19 protein-coding genes are annotated in these 22,013 nt (G+C 56.8%); 6 read left to right on the top strand and 13 right to left on the bottom strand.

What is annotated here, in order from left to right; all coding sequences use genetic code 11:
- Positions 1 to 103 precede the first annotated feature (103 nt).
- Complete coding sequence (locus ABIE61_RS10310) at positions 104 to 2,254, top strand: methyl-accepting chemotaxis protein (RefSeq protein ID WP_354409184.1); 2,151 nt, start codon at positions 104 to 106, stop codon at positions 2,252 to 2,254.
- Positions 2,255 to 2,293: 39 nt separating this feature from the next.
- Here the strand turns inward: ABIE61_RS10310 and yaaA are convergent, their stop codons facing one another.
- On the bottom strand, positions 2,294 to 3,073 hold the full coding sequence (gene yaaA, locus ABIE61_RS10305; RefSeq protein ID WP_354409181.1) for a peroxide stress protein YaaA: 780 nt from the start codon (positions 3,071 to 3,073) through the stop codon (positions 2,294 to 2,296).
- 72 nt (positions 3,074 to 3,145) lie between these two features.
- The gene (locus tag ABIE61_RS10300; protein WP_091827066.1) at positions 3,146 to 3,376 is read right to left on the bottom strand and encodes a DUF2789 domain-containing protein; all 231 of its coding nucleotides are present in this window, start codon (positions 3,374 to 3,376) and stop codon (positions 3,146 to 3,148) included.
- Positions 3,377 to 3,605: 229 nt separating this feature from the next.
- On the opposite strand from ABIE61_RS10300, the gene trpS reads away from it, so the two are divergent.
- Both trpS and ABIE61_RS10290 read left to right on the top strand, forming a co-directional pair.
- Positions 3,606 to 4,883 (top strand): tryptophan--tRNA ligase, encoded by a 1,278-nt coding sequence (gene trpS, locus ABIE61_RS10295; protein ID WP_354409177.1) that lies wholly within the window; start codon positions 3,606 to 3,608, stop codon positions 4,881 to 4,883.
- Between the two features lie 186 nt (positions 4,884 to 5,069).
- Complete coding sequence (locus ABIE61_RS10290; protein ID WP_354409174.1) at positions 5,070 to 5,273, top strand: hypothetical protein; 204 nt, start codon at positions 5,070 to 5,072, stop codon at positions 5,271 to 5,273.
- Between the two features lie 72 nt (positions 5,274 to 5,345).
- Here ABIE61_RS10290 and cysK read toward each other — a convergent pair whose 3' ends face one another.
- Positions 5,346 to 6,314: a cysteine synthase A gene (cysK, locus tag ABIE61_RS10285; RefSeq protein WP_354409171.1), complete on the bottom strand. Its 969-nt coding sequence runs from the start codon at positions 6,312 to 6,314 to the stop codon at positions 5,346 to 5,348.
- Between the two features lie 159 nt (positions 6,315 to 6,473).
- On the opposite strand from cysK, the gene ABIE61_RS10280 reads away from it, so the two are divergent.
- Positions 6,474 to 6,983, top strand: a complete 510-nt coding sequence (locus tag ABIE61_RS10280; protein WP_206840789.1) for a tetratricopeptide repeat protein — start codon at positions 6,474 to 6,476, stop codon at positions 6,981 to 6,983.
- Here the strand turns inward: ABIE61_RS10280 and ABIE61_RS10275 are convergent.
- From ABIE61_RS10275 to ABIE61_RS10240, 8 genes are all read right to left on the bottom strand, one after another.
- Positions 6,958 to 8,373, bottom strand: a complete 1,416-nt coding sequence (locus tag ABIE61_RS10275) for a DUF4139 domain-containing protein (protein ID WP_354409168.1) — start codon at positions 8,371 to 8,373, stop codon at positions 6,958 to 6,960. The two genes, ABIE61_RS10280 and ABIE61_RS10275, sit on opposite strands and share 26 nt — an antisense overlap.
- Positions 8,374 to 8,384: 11 nt before the next feature.
- Positions 8,385 to 10,790 (bottom strand): SUMF1/EgtB/PvdO family nonheme iron enzyme, encoded by a 2,406-nt coding sequence (locus ABIE61_RS10270; protein WP_354409166.1) that lies wholly within the window; start codon positions 10,788 to 10,790, stop codon positions 8,385 to 8,387.
- A gap of 84 nt (positions 10,791 to 10,874) precedes the next feature.
- Entirely contained in the window at positions 10,875 to 11,723 is an 849-nt protein-coding gene (gene kdsA, locus ABIE61_RS10265; protein WP_354409163.1) for a 3-deoxy-8-phosphooctulonate synthase, read from the bottom strand.
- Between the two features lie 35 nt (positions 11,724 to 11,758).
- Positions 11,759 to 12,160, bottom strand: coding sequence for a hypothetical protein (locus tag ABIE61_RS10260; protein ID WP_354409161.1), 402 nt, complete (start codon positions 12,158 to 12,160; stop codon positions 11,759 to 11,761).
- Between the two features lie 69 nt (positions 12,161 to 12,229).
- A complete protein-coding gene (locus tag ABIE61_RS10255) occupies positions 12,230 to 13,162 on the bottom strand; it encodes a GIDE domain-containing protein (RefSeq protein WP_354409159.1) in 933 nt (310 codons plus the stop codon).
- A gap of 3 nt (positions 13,163 to 13,165) precedes the next feature.
- On the bottom strand, positions 13,166 to 13,738 hold the full coding sequence (locus ABIE61_RS10250; protein WP_206840800.1) for a LemA family protein: 573 nt from the start codon (positions 13,736 to 13,738) through the stop codon (positions 13,166 to 13,168).
- 86 nt (positions 13,739 to 13,824) lie between these two features.
- Complete coding sequence (locus ABIE61_RS10245; RefSeq protein ID WP_206840802.1) at positions 13,825 to 14,034, bottom strand: DUF2788 domain-containing protein; 210 nt, start codon at positions 14,032 to 14,034, stop codon at positions 13,825 to 13,827.
- A gap of 90 nt (positions 14,035 to 14,124) precedes the next feature.
- Positions 14,125 to 14,313, bottom strand: a complete 189-nt coding sequence (locus ABIE61_RS10240) for a ribbon-helix-helix protein (protein WP_206840805.1) — start codon at positions 14,311 to 14,313, stop codon at positions 14,125 to 14,127.
- A 120-nt stretch (positions 14,314 to 14,433) separates the two neighbouring features.
- On the opposite strand from ABIE61_RS10240, the gene dauA reads away from it, so the two are divergent.
- The gene (dauA, locus tag ABIE61_RS10235; RefSeq protein WP_354409154.1) at positions 14,434 to 16,188 is read left to right on the top strand and encodes a C4-dicarboxylic acid transporter DauA; all 1,755 of its coding nucleotides are present in this window, start codon (positions 14,434 to 14,436) and stop codon (positions 16,186 to 16,188) included.
- Here the strand turns inward: dauA and ABIE61_RS10230 are convergent.
- Positions 16,109 to 18,754: an EAL domain-containing protein gene (locus ABIE61_RS10230; RefSeq protein ID WP_354409151.1), complete on the bottom strand. Its 2,646-nt coding sequence runs from the start codon at positions 18,752 to 18,754 to the stop codon at positions 16,109 to 16,111. The genes dauA and ABIE61_RS10230 overlap by 80 nt on opposite strands.
- 197 nt (positions 18,755 to 18,951) lie before the next feature.
- On the opposite strand from ABIE61_RS10230, the gene ABIE61_RS10225 reads away from it, so the two are divergent.
- A complete protein-coding gene (locus ABIE61_RS10225) occupies positions 18,952 to 20,166 on the top strand; it encodes an NnrS family protein (protein ID WP_354409148.1) in 1,215 nt (404 codons plus the stop codon).
- Between the two features lie 10 nt (positions 20,167 to 20,176).
- Here ABIE61_RS10225 and radD read toward each other — a convergent pair whose 3' ends face one another.
- Positions 20,177 to 21,976, bottom strand: a complete 1,800-nt coding sequence (gene radD, locus ABIE61_RS10220) for a DNA repair helicase RadD (protein ID WP_354409145.1) — start codon at positions 21,974 to 21,976, stop codon at positions 20,177 to 20,179.
- Positions 21,977 to 22,013: the final 37 nt, after the last annotated feature.

Raw genomic sequence — 22,013 nt, 5'->3', positions numbered from 1 at the left:
CTTTTATGGATCACATGAGTGATTCTTTGATCCCATTCTGCACTGGTTTTTTTGGCGCGTTTTTTGCTCCGGTCATTCTGTTGTTTTGTCTGGAGAGTTGTAAATGGCCGTTCTGAAAAGCACCGCAATGCAGTTGTCAGCTGCTGAACGTCACTGGCTGCCATGGTTCGGGCCGACCGGAAAGTTGGCCATGCGCCGTGCCTGCTGGCTCAACCGCCGGACTTTGCCGGTGGTGGAGCAAACCTTTGAAAGCATCGCGGAAATACGCGTTAGACTGCTCACCGGCTGGGCCCAGGCCAAGTGGGATATGCTGGCCGATCTGGCGCAGCAAGTGGGTGAGTCTTTTCCGGACTGTGACAGGGCGCTACTGGAGCACAAACGGCGCCAGGCCCAGGATCTTTCAGAGCTGGCATTGATCGATCTGGAAGGCCGAGTAACTTGTTCGACAGCAGCGGCTCGTACAGGCTGTCAGGACCTGAACTCAAAAGCGGTCAACGCTGGCCTGCAGGCTCCTTTTCTGCACGGCCCCTATATCGACCCGGTGACGCTTGAGTTGGGTGCCAGCTCTTCTCGCTTCCATGACGAAGTGACATTGATGTTCTATCAGCCGGTTAAACAGGATGGCGTTGTCGTGGGCGCACTGTGTGCCCGTGTGCCCAACGATGTGCTGGGTGACCTGATACAGCGAGAGGCGGGCCACATCTTTCCGGAGTCCGGCGATAACTACCTGTTCATGGTGGAGTCGCGGTTTGATCCCACTATCGAAGCGGGAACGGCGCTGTCGCGTTCTCGCTTTGAAGATGGCACCTTTAGTCACGGTGAAAATCTCAAAAGCGGAATTCATACCGCCTGGGGAACCGTAAAGGTTAACCGTCATACTGAATTCGAAATCCGTTTCACTGATCCCGCCACTGGTCAGTTGCACCCCGGTGTTCGGGAGACGATCCGCAAGGGTGGAAATCTGTTTGTGGCCTACCCGGGCTATTCCGATTATCGCCACATCCCCGTGATCGGTAAGGGAGTGACCTTCAGCATGCCGGGCTCGCAGGATCGGTGGGGCATGATGTGTGAATCCGATCTGGAAGAGGTCTATCGCCGTCGCTCGCTCAGTGTGCGCATGATGACCAGCTTGTCGGGGTCGCTGGCAGTGGGGCTTGGCGCCAGTTACGGTCTGCAATATTGGCTGAATCTGCCGGCACTGCCGGGCATGTTGCTCAATTTTGTGTTTGTGATGCTGTCGGTAATGCTGTTCTGGCAGGTGGGAATACGTCCCCTGTCGCGCCGATTGGGAGCGATGACCGAAGTGATCCGAAATCTGGCGGAAGGGCAGGGCAACCTGAGTCAGCGACTGAGCAGTGACCACATCGTGGCGGATGAAACCGGTGATATGGCCCGTTGGATCAACAGCTTCGTGGATAATCTGGATGGCATTGTGGCGCAGGTGATTAGGGCTGCCGATGATGTGGGTGAAAACAGCCAGACCATGCAGGCGCGCAACCGCATTGCACTGGATTCCGCAACCTCGGTTGATGAAGCCGCCGAGACCATGTTGAGTCTGGTTGAGTCGCAACTGGTGGCGATCAGTCAGGCCTCCGGTACGGCTGAGGTCATGAAATCTGCCATGGAGGAGGTTGTCGCCAAGGCGCGAGAACAGTTCGAGTCGGTACGCTCGGGTACGCAGGCTATTCGCGATATCGTCCAGACCTCCGCGAGGCGAGTACAGGCGCTGAACCAGCGCACGGTTGAGATCGACGAAATGGTAGCACTGATCACGGATATCACGGCCCAGACCAATCTGCTGGCACTCAATGCGGCCATTGAAGCGGCACGTGCAGGCGAACATGGGCGTGGATTCTCGGTGGTAGCCGATGAAGTCAGGGCGCTCGCAGCGCGAACTGAAACCGCCGCGCATGAGATCAGTGCCCGTATCGAGCGGATTCAGAAAGAGAGTGTCGACGCAGTACGTTTCATGGAGGCCGGTGTGGAAGACGTGGATCGCAGCCTGCAGCTGGCGGAGCAGTCCACTTCGGATAACACGGAGCTGCATGACAGCGTGGCGCAGATGTTTGATATCATCAAGCACATCGACCGTCACAGCCAAGAGCACGGCGGCCATGCTCGATCAGTTGCTGAGATCACCACACGCATGCATCAGGCGGTGGGAGAGTTGCAGCTAAGCTCAGATCAGGTCAAGGGAACGGCAGCCAAGCTGCAGCAGCTGGTGGGCGCGTTTGAAGTCAGCTCGGCCAAATAGCGCTCAGCCCGCTCGCCACCGTGGCGGGCGGGCAGCGTCTCAGCTGGCGGGCACTTCATCTCGCAGGAATACCCAGGTATCGCCCTTGCTTTGTTCAGGGCTGAAATAATACCCCTCCAGATCAAACGCCTTGATCGCCTCAGGCGCATCGATGCGATTCTGGATGATGTAACGGCTCATCAGGCCGCGTGCCTTTTTGGCATAGAAACTGATGATCTTGTATTGACCATTCTTGAAATCCTTGAATACTGGGGTGATCAGTCGGGCGTTGAGCCCCTTTGGCTGTACCGCCTTGAAGTATTCATTTGACGCCAGGTTGACCACTACGTCATCGGACGTTTTCAATTCCTCGTTCAGTGCGGCGGTAATGCGATCACCCCAGAACTGGTAAAGATTGTCGCCAGAAGCGGTTTTCAGTCGAGTCCCCATCTCCAGACGGTAGGGCTCCAGTAGGTCCAGAGGACGCAGCACGCCATACAGGCCTGACAGAATGCGCAGATGCTGCTGGGCGAAGCTGAAGTCAGTCTCGCTGAGGCTCTCGGCATCCAGACCGGTGTACACATCTCCCTTGAAAGCCAATACGGCGGGGCGGGCATTGTCCGGCGTATGTTTGGGCTCCCAGCTCTGGTAGCGTGCCACATTAAGACTGGCCAGCTTGTCACTGAGTTTCATCAGCTCGGCAACATCCTGAACCGAAAGCTGACGCAGTGTCTCGATCAGCTGTTGTGACTGCTCGGTGAAGCGTGGCTGGGTGTAGGTATCGGTAGCGAGAGGGGATTCATAATCAAGCGTTTTGGCTGGTGAAACCAGTGTCAGCATGAGTTGGGTCTACCTTGCACAATAAAAGAGAAGGGGCCGCACCTGACCGGCCCCGGCGGATCTAAAAGGGAATTAATGCAGGCTGTTGTTCAGTTCGTCAACTATTTCAGCCCAATCAGAATCACTGCTGATCGCTTCACGCAAAAACTCGGCCTGGGTTTCGTTCCAAAATGACGCCTCATGCAGCTGAATTTCGCTGCTGAACAGCCGATGGGTGCGAATAAACTGCTCAATCGAGTCATTGTCTGCCGGCAGGCCGAGCTGTTCAAACAGGGCGCTGAAGGTGTGAGCGGATGTATCCATGTAAACCTCCTGTGGCAATATCAGACGTAGCCATATCTGTCTCCATTATGGTCAAGCCTGCAGGATTGTCAAAACCTGACTATTTTAGTTGGTTTTTTGTATCGATTCATTGCTCCGGCAATGACAGCGATAACATGGGCTTGCAAGCCTCTCCGCGCATTCTGAGCGGCAGCGACTTAACAAGTTGTGTATCATAGCGTTTTAGGACAGACCGACTGACGAGTACGCAATGAGCAAACAGACCGTTCTGACCGGTATTACCACCACCGGTACCCCGCATATTGGTAACTATCTGGGCGCCATCAAGCCCGCCATTGAAGCGAGCGAAAACCCCGCTTTCAACAGCTACTTCTTTCTGGCTGATTTCCATGCGCTGATCAAGTGCCAGGAGCCTGACCGGGTCGCGCGTTCCACCCGTGAAATTGCGGCAACCTGGCTGGCATTGGGGCTGGATACCAATAAGGCGACTTTCTACCGTCAGACCGACATTCCTGAAATCACAGAGCTGACCTGGATTCTGACCTGTCAGACCTCCAAGGGACTGATGAATCGTGCCCATGCTTACAAGGCCTCGGTGGATGCCAACCGTGAGGGCGGTAAGGAAGACCTGGATGACGGTGTCACCATGGGTCTGTTCAGCTATCCGATATTGATGGCCGCCGACATCCTCATGTTCAATGCCGACACTATTCCGGTGGGCAAGGATCAGGTGCAGCATATCGAGATGGCGCGTGATATCGCCGGTCGATTCAACCATCAGTTTGAGCCCCTGTTCACCCTGCCGCAGGCGCAAGTGGATGAAGAAACTCAGCTGATTCCGGGGCTGGACGGCCGCAAGATGTCCAAGAGCTATAACAACACCATTCCATTGTTCTGTTCGTCAGATGAGCTGCGCAGGCTGATCAATCAGATCGTGACCGATACCCGTGAGCCGGGTGAACCCAAAGATCCGGACAATACCCTGATGCACCTCTATCGCTGTTTTGCGACCGAAGCGGAAAGCGCCGCCATGCGTCAGAGGTTTATCGACGGGATCGGCTGGGGGGCTGCCAAAACTGAACTCTTCGAGTACCTGGACGCCCAGCTGTCTTCGCCGCGTGCCCGTTACAACGAACTGATGAATGACCTGGGTGAAGTGGAAGCGGTACTGCTCAAAGGCGCTGAGCGTGCGCGGGAATACGCAACTCCGTTTCTCGACAAGGTGCGCCACGCCGTCGGTATCCGCTCACTGACCGATACCAGCAGTACTCAGCAGCAGAAAGTGGCGAAAGAAAAGGAAAAGAGTGAAGAAGAGCTGGCCCGCGCCGAGGAAGGGCGCCGTCGTGCCATCCTGATGCAGATTAGTCCCCTGCTGGAGCAAGTGAAACAGGCCGAAGACAAGACCGCTGCAGCGGTAACATTGATCGCTGAAAAGTCGGCTGAAGTTGAAGCGTTGAAGAAAAAGGCACGTCAGAAGGCTCAGAATGAGCTGGATCTACTCAAGGAAGAGCTGGCGGCCTATCTCTAGACCCCTTCCCATATCTCTTCCTGCATGGCCTGAAACAGCCTTTCCCGACCGGAAAGGCTGTTTCATTTCCGCTGTCCTCTCTTTGTCATCAAATGACAAAGAAAGCCTCACGCACTTGTTATATTCCGCCATTAGGCTATGCTTCCTGTAATAAAACTACAAAATAAAACCAACAGGAGGAAGAGCATGGATATTCAGGTAAAGGCAGAAGAGCGGACTATCGCCATTCTGGGTGTGGATGGCGAAAATTTCGTTGTCAGCGGCGTGTACAAGGGCACCGCACGCAAGCCAAGCTCTTATATCGTAACCCGCAGCAGTGACCGCAGTGCCACCGTACGCGACCTTAGCACTTTCCCGAGCCATCAGCAGGTACGCGAATTAATGAGCTGATATCGACACCCGATTCAGCAAGAGAAACTGCCGCCTTGTGCGGCAGTTTTCGTTTGGGTGTGGTCAGGCGAGCTATTGCACCGTTTCGTTATCGCTGAACATGCCTTCAAACAGAATTGAAGACAGGTAGCGTTCACCCGAATCAGGCAGAATGACTACAATCTGTTTGCCTGTATTGGTTTCCAGTTCTGCCTGACGCAATGCTGCCGCCAGGGCGGCGCCACAGGAAATACCGCACAGAATACCTTCTTTCTGCATCAACTCACGTGCGGTTGTGATCGCATCTTCATTGCTGACCTGCTCAACCTTGTCGACCAGTGAAAGGTCCAGGTTCTTGGGTACAAAGCCGGCACCAATACCCTGAATTTTATGCGGAGCAGGTTTGACCTCATCACCAGCCAGGGTTTGCGTAATCACGGGGGAGTCGACAGGTTCAACTGCGACGCTGATGATCTGTTTGCCCTGAGTGCGCTTGATATAGCGTGAGATGCCAGTCAAGGTGCCACCCGTGCCGACACCGGCAACCAGCATATCAATCTTGCCGTCGGTATCGCGCCAGATTTCCGGGCCGGTGGTTTTCTCATGGATGTCCGGGTTGGCCGGGTTCTCGAACTGCTGCAGCATCAGGAAGCTGTCCGGGTTTTCGTCCACCAGTTGTTGGGCTTTTTCGATTGCGCCTTTCATCCCCTTGGCCGGTTCGGTCAGCACGATTTCGGCTCCAAGGGCCTTCATCAGTTTGCGTCGCTCCAGCGACATGGAGGATGGCATGGTCAGCATCAAGCGGTAGCCCTTCGCGGCTGCGACAAATGCGAGCGCAATACCGGTATTGCCACTGGTCGGCTCAATCAGAGTCATGCCGGGCTGCAGACGGCCGTCCTGTTCTGCTGCCCAGATCATGCTGGCGCCGATGCGGCATTTGATCGATCCGGCCGGGTTGCGTGATTCGATCTTGGCGTAGAGATTGCCGGCTGGCCAGAGGTTTTTGAGTCGTACCAGCGGTGTGTTGCCGATCGTCAGCGCGTTGTCTTCATAAATATTCATCAGCTTTTCAACTCCATGACGGCTTGAATCAGGATCAGCAGGCTACACCAAGCTTGCTGACAACAGGTATAGTTCAGTGTACCGCTGACTGCGGTAAAATGTGAGACGATTTTTTCATATCTGTATAAAGATACGATTTCTAATGCCTTGGGGGTATATATGCATTGGCTGATGCGGCAACTGGCACCTTTGATCGCCTGGCTGGCAGATCGCCTGTTTCATTTGTCCCTGTTCAAGCGGTCCCGTCAGCGTCACCGGCTGGTCATGCGGCTGTTCCGGTTTGCTGCGGACAATGGCAGCCAGCGGGCACTTTCGGTATACGGTCATCTGCTGCACTTTCGCGGCGAAGATGTGGCCAGCCGCATTCAGGGTGGGATCTATCTGCAACGTGCGGCTGATGCCGGTGATCCCAAGGCACAGTATCAAATGGGCAGAATCTTCGAGAATGGATTCGAGCATTACTTCACGTCTGATCTCGGCAAGGCGTTACATTACTACCGCCAGGCGGCGGAACAGCTTCATCCTCTGGCTATTCGACGCATGATTGAGGTTTACGAAGAGGGCGCCCTGGGTGTTGCCATCGACCCGGCGCGGGCCAACTGCTGGCGTCAGCGCCAGCACCAGGTGCCCTCGGTCGAGGCGCTCAGCGTGTCGTCAGAGTCGCGCTGAAGCTCAGCTCCTCTTCACTTTCCGCAGGGATTTCCATCTGCCAGCTGGCAGATGCACCGCTGACCTGTGTAGTTGGTTTGCTGGTGAGTGTCAACTTGAACGGCAGTGGAAAGTGAGCAGTCAGGTCCAGAGGTTTGCTCTGTTCCGAGCGGTTACGCACACTGATCCGGTACTCCACCTCATAGCCTTCAAACACCTTTCTGAAGCCTGTTTGGACCTGTTCGATCCCCAGGTCAAAGGCTTCACCCATAACCACTCTGACCTTTTCGCCTGCGGCGGTTGCTGGTACCTGAGTGCCCCCCACAAACTGCAGTTGGCCGTCGGCATCAGGCCGGAACACTCGCGCCTGTCCGCTGGGCAAGGGCAAGCGTGATCCGGATGTGGCCGGTGCGGTGAAATGCAGCTCAGTCAGAGCCTGATCCAGCTGTGACGGCATCTGTTGATGGGCGTTCACCTGAAGTGCGTAGGTGTATTGAATGCTTGCGGGCAGCTGGGTGTTTGGAATCAAGGGTACCTGTTTCTGCTGCTGATCTTGCAGGTTGTGTAGCCCGGGCAGGGTGTAGAGGTGATAGTCCTGTACCGATCCAGTTTCAACTCCGCTGCCTTTCATGTCGGCTACGGCCGAGCGCATCAGCATGACTTCAGGTCGAGTCTGTTGAGGCTGGTTGACCTGTCCCGCCAGCAGCTTGATGTTTGCCTGGGGCCAGGCCAGGCCGCTGTGGTTGTTCAGAGTGGCGAGGCCTTCCAGGTCCAGCTGTTCACCAGCACTGTCGAGGGTCAGCAGGTAGTCCATCTGCCAGCTGAGGCCTTGTGTCAGATAGCTGATTTCGGCTTCGGCCGCATTGCGGGTGCCCTTGGTGCGAAATGAAAGGCGTGGCTGTAACTGATAGTTGGGACTGTCCGGTTTTACAATCAGTCGCCACTGGCCCTGGTGCAGAGGCAGGGTTTCGATCTCTCCTGCTTCGTTTGCTATCAGTGCCGTGTTGCCTTCAACACGCAGCAGACGCACTTCGGTGCGTGTTTCGGACCCTGTGACGGGGTTGAAGCGGGCGAGGGTAATTGTTTTGCCCATTTGCGTCTGCAGCAGGCTGCCAAGACTGAGCAGGTCCTGTTCCAGGTTTTGTTCCAGAATCTGGCCCATACCGCGCAGTTTAAGCGTTTGAGCCTGCATCTGTGGGCTCACGGCTTGCAGCAGAATCGGGGTATCAGCCGGAAGTGCCGGAACCTTGCGCTGTTCCTGAACCAGTGCGAGGTTCTGCTGGTACAACGTGAGATCAAGACGGGTACGGCTGTCGTCCGCAATACTGATTTCGTCGGCAGCCTGTATCAGTGGGCTCACAAGCAAGCCACCGACCAGAGCGGTGGACAAAGAGAGTTGTCGAATGATCATGGGGGCTCCTGTTATTGCATGCTGGCCGGCAGATCCAGGGCAACCCTGAATCCCCAGCTGTTGCGGGAACTGGTGGCGGGGTGACGGTAGCGGCTTGCCGGGCGAGCGACCCGAGGAATGTCAAACCATGAGCCACCGCGCATGACTCTGTGTGTGCAGTCGCTGGTGCGCGTGGCGCTGCCATCATTCGGCGCGTTGCTGTAGTCGGGCTGGTAGCAATCCAGCACCCATTCATCCACATTACCACTCATGTCATGCAGCCCCCAGGGGTTGGGCTTCATCGAGCCGACCGGGGCTGTCTGCTGACCACCCCATTGGGTGTCACAGCCATCACAGACGGCATATCCCTGGCCCGGCTGGTTGCCCCACCAGTAAATCGATTCGGTCCCTGCGCGTGCGCTGTACTCCCACTCGGCTTCTGTCGGCAGTCGATAGGGTTGTCCTGTCTGTTCGGCCAGCCAGCGGGTGTAGGCATTGGCATCATTCCAGCTGACATTGATGACCGGCCGGGTGCCCCGTCCCCAGCCTTCATCATCCGGCAGGGGACGGCCGGTTGCGTTGGCAAAGCGGTCATATTCCTCGAAGGTGACCTCATGACGGGCCAGGGCAAAACTGCTGCTGATGAGAACTTCATGGACCGGGCGCTCGTTGTCATCTCCGTTACCATGCAGATCGCCCATGCGGAAGCGTCCGGCAGGAATGACGGCCATTTGCGGACCGCGACCGCCTTCCTGAAGCTCATCCTGAAACAGGGTCAGGTTGTCGACGGGGCGATTGGCTTCCCGCAAGGCGCTGGCCGATTCTACCCCGGCAGAAGGTTTCTCGTTGGTGGGCTGCTCTGCAGCTGTGTGCAGGCGATCAAGTTCCTGCTGCTGGCGCTGATGTGCCAGCTCAAGCGATTCGAACGCGGCCCGCAATTCACGGTTGTTTTTCATTTGCGTCAGGGCCTGAGAGCTGATTGCATCAAGCTGCCCTTGATAAAACAGCAGTGCCAGCCAGAAACCGGCTACAAAACCAAGCGCAAAGATCAGGCCGCGCCTGGACCAGCGGCGAACCGGCTCGGGCAATTGTGTGAGTGAACGCAATCGAGTAATCAGAGAGCCTGTGCCGGTTTCAGGCTCTTGTTCGGCATCGTTGGCACCGTCGTGTGGGTGTTGCTCTGGCGTGGGATTCTTCTTGTCTTTGGCAGCTGGCGTATTTTCTATGGTTTCAGCATCCGGTTCAGCCTCAGGTTTCGGTACCGGTTGGGGTTCCGGTGCAGATGTTGGCTCGGGGTCTGGCGCCGCTTCGCTTTGGGGCAGCTCCTCAGGGGGGGGGCCGACGCTGTTCTCGGTATTGTCAGAGGCAGGTTCTCCCACAACAACCGCGTCATCAGTAGCATCTGCTGCCGGCAGGCCTGGACGCTCAGTGGTGGGCGCGGGTTGAGTCGGAGTGGGCTGAACTTCAGCTGCCGCCTGTTTGATCGCGGTCGCCGCTGGAGGGTCCGGCTCTACCGCTGGTGTCTCGCGGGGCGTCTCGCCGGGACTCTCGCTGCGCATGTCCGGAATCGTGCTCTGCTCTGGGCTGGTTTCGGTGGCAAACAGCTCCCGAACCAGCGCCATGCAGCTGGCAGGACGGGGCTCTGTTTCAGGGCTCAGGGCACGGCTGAGGCTTGACCACTGTGCCTTGTTGAGCCCGCCAGGAGACTTGAACTCCTTGCGATAGCGCGCCGCTTCACCATCGGCAGGCTGAAAGGCACGCTTGCCGCTGTACAATTCCCAGGCGATCAGGGCCAGCGCGTACACGTCAGATCGGGCGGTCTGGTTCTGCGGGTGAAAGGCTTCGGGGGCCTGATAGCAGGGGTAGTCCGGCTGCTTCGGCAGCAGGGTTAGCAACGGATCGAGAATGCTGCGCCAGCCAAAACCAGTCAGTTTGACGCCGCCGCCTGCATTCAAAAAAACCAGGTCTGGTGCCAATAGCGAGTGAGGTTTTCCCAGTTTGAGCTGGCCACTGTCCACGGCTTTGGCAAGCTGAATCAGCAACCCCTGTTTCTGGCGATCATTGAGCTTGCGTGCCTGATTGCGTTGAAACAGATCAGAGAGAGTTTGCCCGTCAAGGTGTTCCAGTGACATGAACTCCAGCCCGCGCCAACTGAAATAACCGTAGCAGGTGGCGATATGAGGGTGGCGCAGTGCCGAGCGCAGTTTTGTAACCAGCTTGCGCATCTGGTCGGCAACTCCTTCGTGGCGAACCAGCTCAGGGCGCAATATAAGCAGGCTGACTTCAGTGCGAGCAGCCGTGGATATATCTTCGGCCAGCCAGAGACTGCCCATAAAATGTTCGCGCTGCTTGCTGATCAGCTGAAAACGATGATGGCTGGGCCCAATGACCAGCTCTTCCTTGAGGCCTGCGTAGGCGGTTTCGATCGGGTTAGCCATCTTGATACCGGGTCCTTGCTGCAAACATCCTTATCATAGCCGACATGTGTGTGGCTTACAGCTGTGAGCTACACACTGCCTGAATCAAGCGCTGGTATCGAGTGGGTCAAATGATTTGACCAGCTCGTCTACCGCTTTCATTTGGGCCAGGTAGGGCTCCAGCTTATCCAGCGGCAGGGCGCAGGGGCCATCGCATTTGGCTTCGTTGGGGTTGGGGTGTGCTTCGAGGAATAGACCAGCGATGCCCTGAGAAAGGCCGGCCCGTGACAGTTGCGCCACCAGGGCACGACGGCCGTCGGCAGAGTCCGAGCGTCCACCCGGCATCTGCAGCGCGTGGGTGGCATCAAACATGACTGGATAGCCGAACTCCTTCATCACGCTGAAGCCAAGCATATCCACGACCAGATTGTTGTAGCCGAAGCTGCTGCCGCGCTCGCACAGAATCAATCGATCATTACCGGCTTCTTCACACTTGTGCAGGATATGTTTCATCTCCTGCGGCGCAAGAAACTGGGCTTTCTTGATATTGATCACAGCTCCCGTTGCGGCCATTGCACTGACCAGGTCGGTTTGGCGCGACAGAAAGGCCGGCAGCTGGATGATATCGCATACCTCGGCGGCAGGGGCGGCCTGATGCGGTTCGTGCAAATCGGTGATAAGCGGCACGTTGAAGGTGTTTTTTACCTCTTCGAGAATTCTCAAGCCTTCATCAAGACCCGGGCCACGAAAGGAGTGCAGAGAGGAGCGGTTCGCCTTGTCGAAAGATGCCTTGAATACATATGGAATGCCCAGTTTTTGGGTCACTTCAACGTAGTGTTCGGCGATGCTCAGAGCAAGATCACGCGACTCCAGTACATTCATGCCTCCAAACAGAACCATCGGCTTATCATTGCTGATCTCGATGGAACCGGCACGCACAACCTTCTGCTGCATAACACCCTCTCGTTACTGGCGAATCAAAACGAGGATTATAAGCCATTCGAGGGGAAATGTGCCGCTTGATGCGCAATCCACTCCAGGGCACGTTTTTCGGACTCTTCAGCAGGCGCCTTGCGCTGGTAAAGCGTAATCTGACACATCTGCTCAAGCATGCGAGCTCTGAAAAGCTGCTCTTGGGTCAGAAAAGCGAGTTTCAGTGTGTAGTGATCGCCCTCATGGGTACATTCAGTGACGAGAGCATTGATGCAAAAATCAGATGAAAGCGCCGGGGCGCTGATGCGCAGCCATTCACCACTGGGGTGGGGGCCTGGTGCCTTCAGGCTCAGGCCCAGTGGCAGGAGAGAGGTGCAGTCGGAAGGGGCTTTATCCAGCGGCAGCAACCTCAGCTCTATCTGATCCGGATGTTGCAGGTAGCGTTGTGGATTACGCATGATCCCAGCCTTTTGAACGGGTACAACGGGTCTGTCGGCCTTGATACCTGTATCTTGAGTGCTATTGCTTCATCCTGCCAGTAAAACCTCAAGAAAAAGCCAGAAGGCGACACCGGTCAGTGACAGGCACCAGATAGATATCCAGCGGTAGCGCCGCATCAAACGCTCTTCATCGTAAGTCGATAAGAGGTACGGTTGGCGCCGGCTTTGTGAGTCTGTCAGTACGTTCATGCTGGGTAGTTGGTGCAACTCGCGCTGCTGCGCCCTGGCTTCTTGAAGGGCTTCTTTCTGAGCCTGCTGCCACTCCTGAAGATCAATCTGGCCATCACCATTCTGGTCAAAGCGCTCGCGAAGCCGATCCGGGTTCTGCTTCCAGTCGCGCAAAAGATCACGGGCGGTGGCTTTCATATCCAGTTGATCGCGGCCACCGCCCACTGTGTGGAAACGTCCCAATGCGTAGAGTTGTTCGTGTTCGAAAATCAGACTTTCGGTATAACGGTAGTGACCACTGACACTGTTGCTGGTCAGAATCGCGGCAATCCCTTTAGCGGAAAGACCACTGGCATTAATGGAAGGAAGTTCGGTGTTGCCGCGCCAGCTTTGTTTGTGCAGGGTTGTTACTTCGGCGCCTGCTGGATCGACCAGGCAGGTGCCGGTCCCATCGTTGATCTGAAACCAGCTGTCGGAGCGGCCACTGCGGACGGTCTTCCACTGCTTGCGTTCGCCCCCGCTTTGCTTCTCTACTTTGTAGGTATACCAGACACAGGGTCGGCCCGACAGTGGGGCGCTCAGCATGCCGTTTTCACCGGCGATCACATGACCGATCAGCTCCACATACCCTTGCGGCGCTGACCGGATACGTGCGGTAGGGGTGTCTGCAATCAGGCGGTAGTGGCCGAGTTTGCGAAACACGAACCAGAGGGCCACCAGAGCTGCCAGTGCCAGTGCAAGCAGGGCGATCAGTCGTTCCGTGGAGCCCAGGGGTCCGATATCCAGAAGCATGGCTTAGTTGAACAGCTGCTTCATGTCGACATCAGCAAGCTCTGCCTCGTCAAACTCAAGCAGCTCGGCCGCCTTGAAACCGAAACGGCGCGCAATGATGACATCGGGGAATTGTTCGATACGAACATTCAGCCGGTTAACCGAGTCGTTGTAATACTCACGGCGGTCGGCGATGCCGGATTCGAGTCCGCTGATGCGGCTGTGCAGATGGTGAAAGCTTTCGCTGGCTGTCAGCTCGGGATAATCCTCGGCAACCGCAAACAGGTTGCCGAGGCCCAACCGCAGCTGGGTTTCAGCCTTGCCCAGTGCACCGACGTTGCCCTCTTCGCGGGCGCTGGCCACCGCCGAGCGTGCCCGCATGACCGCTTCCAGGGTCTGCTGCTCATAACCCATATGCTGTTTGCAGGTTTCCACCAGCTTGGGCAGTTCGTCATGTCGCTGCTTCAGCAGCACATCGATGTTGGCCCAGGCGCGCGAGACGCCATGCTTGAGCTGAACCAGATGGTTGTAGATCGAAATGAAGTAAAAAACGGCGACGGCCAGAACGACCAGTATGACAATCAGCGATATATCCATGTGTGAGCCTCGGACATGTTCCTTTGGCTCACACTATAAACGCAATTCGGAAACGCAATCCAGTTCGAGTTGAAACCGGGCCTGGTTCAGATACTGCCGCCGCCGATTATTTCCACGACCACCGTTTTGATCAGGAAGGCGACCAGCCCAAGGCCCAGTGCAAAAAACAGAATGAAGGTGCCGAACTTGCCGGCATTGGATTTTTTAGCCAGGTCGTAAATGATGTAGAAAATCGCTGCTGCGAACAGTACCAGGCCAACGTTGAGCATGATGGCTTCGATTTCTGCCAGACGCATGGACGTATCTCCAGAATTTTTAAGTTGTATAAATTATGCATGATTATGAATTGGATAAACACCGAAACTATGTAGGGGAAAACGGTGCTTTTAGAGCAGATCGTCCTTGCCGTAGACCTGTTCCTGCCATTCAGGGCCCAGCTCCTGCTCGATAAAGTCGCGGATAAACTTGCGCACCATCTGGGAGGGGGTAACGTCCTGCTCATTGCACAGGCGTTCAAAGGTGGCTTTTTTCTTGGGATCGATCAACAGGGTGAGGCGGGCAGTACGGTTTTCCATGAAGCAGTCATTACCTTAAAGTCGAGTATATGTTAATCATGTTAACATTGAATCATATTTGAGCAACCGTTAATGTAGTTGAATTGTACTCATCGCTTTACTTTCTAAAGGGAACGCCACATGTCCAGACATGCCCGGTTGCACTCGCTTTCCTTCGCCAGCGCACTGCGTGAAGTGTTTCGTGAAGGTTATGATCGCCGAGCGCTTGGGCAGGATCTGCTGGCGGGATTGACCGTTGGGGTGATCGCGATCCCTTTGTCGATGGCGCTGGCGATTGCAAGTGGCGTACGGCCTGAGTACGGCCTGTATACGGCGATTATTGCGGGCTTTCTGATTGCGCTAAGTGGTGGGTCGCGTTTCAGTGTATCCGGGCCAACGGCGGCTTTTGTGGTGATCCTTTACCCGGTAGCGCAACAGTTTGGGCTGGCAGGGTTGCTGGTAGCAACGCTGATGTCGGCCGTTATTTTGCTGCTGCTGGCATTTGCGCGGCTTGGCCGGTTGATCGAATATATTCCCGAACCGGTGACATTGGGGTTTACCTCAGGTATTGCCATTGTGATTGCGACCCTGCAAATCCCTGACTTTTTTGGCCTGCAGCTGGCCGAAATGCCTGAAGCCTGGTTGCTCAAGCTGGCGGCGCTGGGGCAGGCCCTGCCTGCATTCGATGGCGCAACGCTACTGGTGGCGGCCCTGACTCTTGCCACATTGATTCTTTGGCCCCGTTTGCGTTTGCCGATTCCGGGTCACCTGCCTGCCTTGCTGATCGGGGTAGGCGTGGCGTGGATTGCATCAAGCCTTGGCTGGAGCGTTGAGACCATTGGCAGTCGCTTCAGCTACCTGTTGCCGGATGGTTCAACCGGACAGGGCATCCCTCCCTTCTTTCCAGAGTTTGTCTGGCCCTGGCAGCAGCCGGGTCCATCCGGTGAACCGTTGGACTGGTCATGGGCGCTTGTGCGTGAATTGCTGCCGGCCGCGTTTTCCATCGCCATGTTGGGGGCCATTGAGTCGCTGCTGTGTGCCGTTGTGCTGGATGGCATGACTGGCAAGCGCCACCATGCCAACGGTGAGCTGCTGGGGCAGGGGGTGGGCAACCTGGTGGCACCCTTCTTTGGTGGCTTTACCGCCACGGCGGCCATTGCGCGCTCTGCGGCGAATTACCGGGCCGGTGCACGATCACCCATTGCCGGCATGGTGCATGCTTTGGTAGTACTCGCTGGTCTGCTGGTATTGGCACCTTTGCTGGCATATCTGCCCATGGCGAGCATGGCTGCACTGCTGCTGATAGTGGCATGGAACATGAGTGAGGCACCCAAGGTGGTTCAGCTTCTCAAGCGTGCGCCGCGAGGTGATGTGCTGGTATTGCTTACCTGTCTGTCGCTGACGGTTCTGTTCGATATGGTGATCGCCATTTTTACCGGCATCATGCTGGCTTCGCTGTTGTTCATGCGGGATCTGGCAGGCATGACGCGCTTCACCAATATCAGTCAGCAGCAGAAACACGTGCCGGGACAGCTGAGGTCAGGCTGGCAGGTCTACAAGTTGAGCGGGCCGCTTTTCTTTGCGGCTGCCGAGCGGGTGTTTGATGAACTGCACGAGCAGTGCCAGGAAGCAAAAGGCGTGGTGCTGTACATGGATGCTGTACCGTTGCTGGACGCCGGTGGTCTGAATGCACTGGAGCACTTCATTCGTGCCTGTGATCGAGAGGGGATTGAGCTGGTAGTGGCTGACCTGCAATTTCAGCCGTTGCGCGCGCTGGCTAGGGCCGGCATGGTGCCGGTGCCCGGGCAGCTGAGCTTCACTTCGACTCTGGTGGAGGCGTTGCAACCCTTGATAGTTGAACACGCTGCGGCTGATAGCTCTCCAGCCACGCACTAAGCTCTTCAGCCGGCAGTGGACGGCTGAACAGGTAACCCTGCATGAATTGACAGCCCTGCTGAGCCAGGGTGGAGCGCTGGGCTTCGGTTTCCACCCCCTCCGCGATCAGGCGCAACTCAAGGCTGGCTGCCATGGATATGATGGCGCTTACCAGTGAGTCACCGTAGCGGTCGGTGTTGAGGTCACGCACAAACTCTCGGTCAATCTTCAGTGTATCGACCGGGAAACGCCTCAGGTAGCTCAGAGATGAGTAACCGGTACCGAAGTCGTCAATGGCCAGATTGACACCCACCTGCTTGAAACCGTTGAGCCAACCGATGGTTTCTTCCGAGTCTTGCAGCAACAACCCTTCAGTGATCTCTAGTACCAGCTGGGACGGGTTGATCCGGTTGCGTTCCAGAATGTCGCGCACCACTTCGGCTTCCAGTCCAAGCTCGCGCTGGCGCTCGGAAATGTTCACCGACAGATACAGGTTCATGCCATTGTCTGACCAGTGTCGCAGCTGGGCACAGGCCGTTTCCAGTACCCATTCGCCGATGGCGCCGATCAGACCGGTTTCTTCCGCCAGCGGAATGAAGGCGTCCGGTGGTATCATTCCTCGTTCAGGGTGATGCCAACGCAACAGGGCCTCTACCCCGGTGATGCGCCCGCTGCGGCCATGCACCACGGGCTGATAGAACACTTCAAGCTGTTCTCGGTCCAGTGCGTGGCGCAGGTCCTGCTCCAGTGTCATCCGCTGATTGGCATGTTCCTGCATGGCGGCAGTGAAGAAGTGGGTTTGATTGCGTCCGGACTGCTTGGCCTTGTACATCGCCAGGTCGGCGTTGCGAATCAGGGTCTCAGCGGTATTGGCGTCGCCCGGGTGCATGGCGATACCAATGCTGGCACCGATGATCACTTCCCGCTCAGCCAGCAGGAAGGGTTCACTTAACTGATCTATCAGCTTGGCTGCAACATGGGCCGCGTCGGCATCCGACTTGACGTTGTGTAACAGGATCACGAATTCATCTCCGCCGAAACGGGCAACTGTGTCGGTTTCGCGCACACAGTTGTTCAGGCGTTTTGCCACCTGTTTGAGCAGATCGTCTCCGTATTCATGGCCCATGGAGTCATTGACGAATTTGAACCGATCCAGGTCGATGAACAGCAGGGCGATCATCTGTTCGTCACGGTCGGCGGTGATGATGGCCAAATTAAGTCGATCCGACAGCAGGGTTCGGTTGGGGAGTTCCGTCAGCTCGTCATAGTAGGCCTGACGCACAATCTGAGCTTCGTCATTTTTGCGTTTGGTAATGTCCGAGAACACGGCAACATACTCACTGACCTTGCCTTCGCTGTCGTGAACCACCGAAACCGACAACCATTCTGGATAAATGGTGCCGTTCTTGCGCCGGTTCCAGATTTCGCCACTCCAGGAGCCGTGTTTGAGAATTTCCTGCCACATGTCTTGGTAAAAATGTTCGTCGTGGCGGCCGGAGCTGAGCATGCTCGGGTTCTTGCCCTGAACCTCTTCAGGGGCATAGCCGGTGATGCGGCTGAAGGCGGGGTTGATGGTCTTGATCAGACCATTCTGGTCGGCAATCATGATTGCTTCGTTACTGGTGCGGAACACCGTTTCGATCATTTGCAGCTGTTCTTCGACCTCTTTCTGCTGAGTGATGTCTTCTTTCACTGCAATGTAACTGAGGACTTTGCCTGCTTCATCCCTTACAGCGGAGATGGAGGCTGATTCCCAGAAAAGGCTGCCATCCTTGCGTCGGTTCAGCAGCTGGCCATGCCATTCTTCACCCTGCTCCACGGTGGCCCACAGGTCACTGTAAACCTCGGGCGACATCTCGCCCGAGCTGAGCATGCCGGCACTCTGCCCCAGTGCCTCCTCGCGGTTGTAACCGGATATCTGACAGAATTTCGGGTTTACATACTCGATGCGGCCCTGGGTGTCGGTAATCATTACGGATGCAGGACTCTGTTCCATGGCGCGGCCCAGGTTGCGCAGCTTCTGCTCAATTTTCTGAGTATGAGTAATATCCGTACGCACGCAGGCAAGGCCGCCTTCACGGGTGCGACAATCACTGGCCATGATGGAGTGACCGCTGTCCAGATGTTCAATGTAGCTCTCGGCGCCGGGCTGCTCGCTGCCGATCTGTTCGCGTCGAAGCACATGGGGCTGCAGCTGGTGTTGAAAGTCGTCCCATTGCTCTAGTTGCAGCTCATCCATCCAGGGGTAGACCTGACGCCAGCGTCGGTTGCACACCATCAGGCGGCCCGCTGGGCTGAACAGGGCAAAGGCTTCCGACAGGCTCTCAACCGCATCGTGCATCCGGTCGCGGGAAGTTTCGGACTGGCGGCGCAGCAACATGAAGCGACGCAGCAGGTCACCCATCAGCAGGAAGACCAGCAGGAACACTCCAAACAGAGCAACGCCGAGGGCACGGGCATCCATGTTGGCATCTGAGCCACTGAAGTGATTGCGATCCCCGCTCCATAGGATATAGAACAGCAACAGCAGGTTCATTCCGGTCAGAACCAGCATCAGCTTAAGTGCGCGGGAAGAAACTATTCTCATTTAATCCTGTAGTGAATGAAGGGTTAAAGGGGGCAAAGTGTAGCGCCTGGCAGACTCTTTGCCATAGCTAATTCTGCCTATTTACCTAATTGTCCGTCAGTTTTGGGTGCTTGTCAGATTTTTTCCAGCCTGAATCGACCTTAATAGTGTACAATAAATACATCTAAATAGTCGGATGACGCACCAGAGGTCTAGTCATGGCAGTTGTTAATCTCGAACATACACCGCGCAACCATTATGAAGTGATATTCAGCAACGGCTTTCGCCCCATGTTTACGCTGGTTGCTTTGCAGGCGTTGCTGGCACTCGGTGGCTGGCTCGCGTTCTGGAATGGCTGGCTGGCCGCTCCGGAAACACTGGGTACGCCATTGCTCTGGCACGGACATGAGATGCTGTTCGGTTTTGTCGGCGCCGCGATAGGCGGTTTTTTGCTGGCTGCAGTGGCCAATTGGACCGGGCGGCGACCGGTTCATGGCGGTGCGCTGGTGCTGCTGGTGCTGTGCTGGCTGCTGGCTCGCGCCGTTGCGTGGCTGGGTGCGGACTGGCCAGCGCTGTTCAATGCGTTGGCAGCCTCACTGTACTGGGTGGTGCTGGCAATTTTGTTCGGACGTGAACTGATAGCGTCAGGCAACCGTCGCAACTTGAAGGTGCTGGTTTTGATTGGTCTGTTTACCCTGTTCAGTCTGGCGTTTCATCTGCAGTGGCTGGCGCCTCTTGATATCCTGCACCTGACTCTGGTGCTGGTACTGATGCTGCTTACATTGATTGGTGGGCGCATCACGCCAGCCTTTACCCGTAACTGGCTGAATCGTCAGTCGCCGACGCCCGAACGGTTACCGGCAGCATCTGGTCCGCTGGATACAGCTGCGGCTGTGATGACGGCGATTTCCGGTCTGGTCTGGGTATTCTGGCCCCAGTCGATGGCTGCCGCAGTGCTACTGGCACTGGCGGGTGGGTTGCAGCTGGTACGGGTACTGCGCTGGTGTGGCTGGCAGACGCGCTCGGAACCGCTGCTGTGGGTGCTGCACCTGGGCTATGGCTGGATCGGTATCGGCCAGTTGCTGCTGGCCGGTGGCAGTGTCGGTTTCTGGCTCTCCAGCGCCGGTTTGCATGCGCTGACCATCGGTGCCATGGGCGGCATGATCATGGCGGTTGCGTCGCGTGCTGCACTGGGGCATACCGGCCGCGCGCTGGAGTCAACGCCGATACTGACCCTGGCGTTTGTCAGCCTGCACCTGGCGGCGCTCACGCGGATTGTTGCAGCGCTCTGGCCAGCTGTGATGCCGCCGTTGGTTACGTTGTCAGCGTTGCTGTGGTTACTGGCCTTTGCACTGTTCAGCTGGCGTTATCTGCCGATTCTGCTGGGGTCATCGGTCAGCTTCAGTGACCGCCTCAAGGCGGGACAGGGCTGATCCTGCCGGCTTACAGGCAGTTGGCCTTGCGGTAGCTGCCCTGATAATCAAACAGGCGCTCACGGACCTGCCAAAAGCCGCCCCCTTTTGCGGAGCGGCCTTTCTTGCCGCTCATGCGGGCGATTATGAAATCGGGTGCAGGCAGTAATGCTTCACTGGCGACGACCTCGGCTGCGGTGTTGAAGCGGCGGGGCTGTCTGCCCTGACCGCAGCGGCGACCGAAAAGGGTATTGAACAGGGCCTTTTGTGCGGGACGATCCATGTGGAAGCGCTCCTGCAGTTCCTCTCCCTGTTCCTCGTGGTAGGTCAGCGTCACACACTCGCCGCTGGCACTGACGCTGATGCCGGCGCAGCGAATCACTTTGGCGTCCTTCAGCTGCAGCGCACGCTTGAGCAGGTCATCCGGGTCGATGATCGCTTCATGGCAGCTGTGACAGCGACGGGCGGCGATGTCGTTTTCAGCCCCACAGTGGGGACATTCCTTGAACTTGAAGCGGTAATCACACTGTTGCGGTTCTTCCCCTTCCAGCTCCAGCAGGCCCTGACAGCGGCGGCCATGGTGTTCGATCACCTGACCGGTGTCGTCTGTCTTGCCCCAGAAAATGTTGGCAAAACCGCAGCTGGGGCAGAACACCTGTACCGGCTCACTGTCGGTTGAGGGGCGCGGTGTGCCTACCTCGGGGTGGTGCAGATTGAAGCCATTCCCTGCGTAATCGACCACCAGGCAGTCCCGCTTGCCCTCGCTCAGGCGCAGGCCGCGGCCCACAATTTGCTGATACAGGCTGACCGAGGCGGTGGGGCGCAGGATGGCGATAAAATCCACATGGGGCGCGTCAAAGCCGGTGGTGAGAACGGCAACATTGACCAGATACTTCAACTGGCGCGCCTTGAACGCCCGAATCAGCCGTTCGCGCTCCTCACTCGGTGTGGTTCCGGTGATGATGGCGGTCTGCTCGGCAGGCAGATAACCCTGAATTTCGCGGGCATGCTCGACCGTGGCGGCAAACACCATCACCCCTTCACGCTGCGCCGCCAGTTCGATGATCTGCTCGCAGATGGCACGGGTAACACGCGGATGTTTCAGCAGCAGGCTGTTCAGTTCTCGTTCTGGATAATGACCGTTTGAAGAGGGTGTCAGGGCGGAAAAGTCGTAGTGGGCGATGGCGGCGTCCACCAGTTCGGGGGGTGTCAGATATCCTTTGCGGATCATCCAGTTCAGCGGCAGTTCATAGATGCAGCGTTCAAACACACGGGGCTCTTCGCTGCGCACAAAACCGCGATAGTGAGTGCGGTAGATCCAGCCATAACCCAGTCGGTAGGGGGTGGCGGTCAGGCCGAGCAGCTTCAGCCCCGGGTTCTGTTGCCGCAGGTGGCTGATCACCTGCTGATATTGTGAGGTGTCGTCTTCACTGACGCGGTGGCATTCGTCGATGATCAGGAGCGAGAACTGATCCGTAAAGTCCTCCAGATTGCGCGCGATCGACTGTACACTGGCAAAGGTAACCTGGTGATTGAATTCGCGCCGGCCAAGACCGGCGGAGAAAATGCCCGCTTTCAGCTCCAGAGCGGCATATTTGGCGTGGTTTTGCTCGACCAGCTCGCGTACATGGGTGATTACCAGAATGCGCTTGCGGGCCAGTCGCGCAAGCTCGGCGATGACCAGGCTTTTACCGGCGCCGGTTGGCAGTACAATCACCGCCGGGTCATCGCCGGCGCGAAAGTGTTTCAGGGTGGCGTCGACCGCTTCCTGCTGGTAATCACGCAGGGTGAACGCGGTGTTTGTGGGGCGTTTGGCTGTCATGGCGGCCATGGTAATGCGCGGCCTGAGCAAACTCCATCGGTAGGGG

The sequence above is a fragment of the Marinobacterium sp. MBR-111 genome, from assembly GCF_040547585.1.
GTDB classification, from domain to species: domain Bacteria; phylum Pseudomonadota; class Gammaproteobacteria; order Pseudomonadales; family Balneatricaceae; genus Marinobacterium; species Marinobacterium iners.
This window is presented reverse-complemented; position numbering and strand designations above follow the sequence as displayed.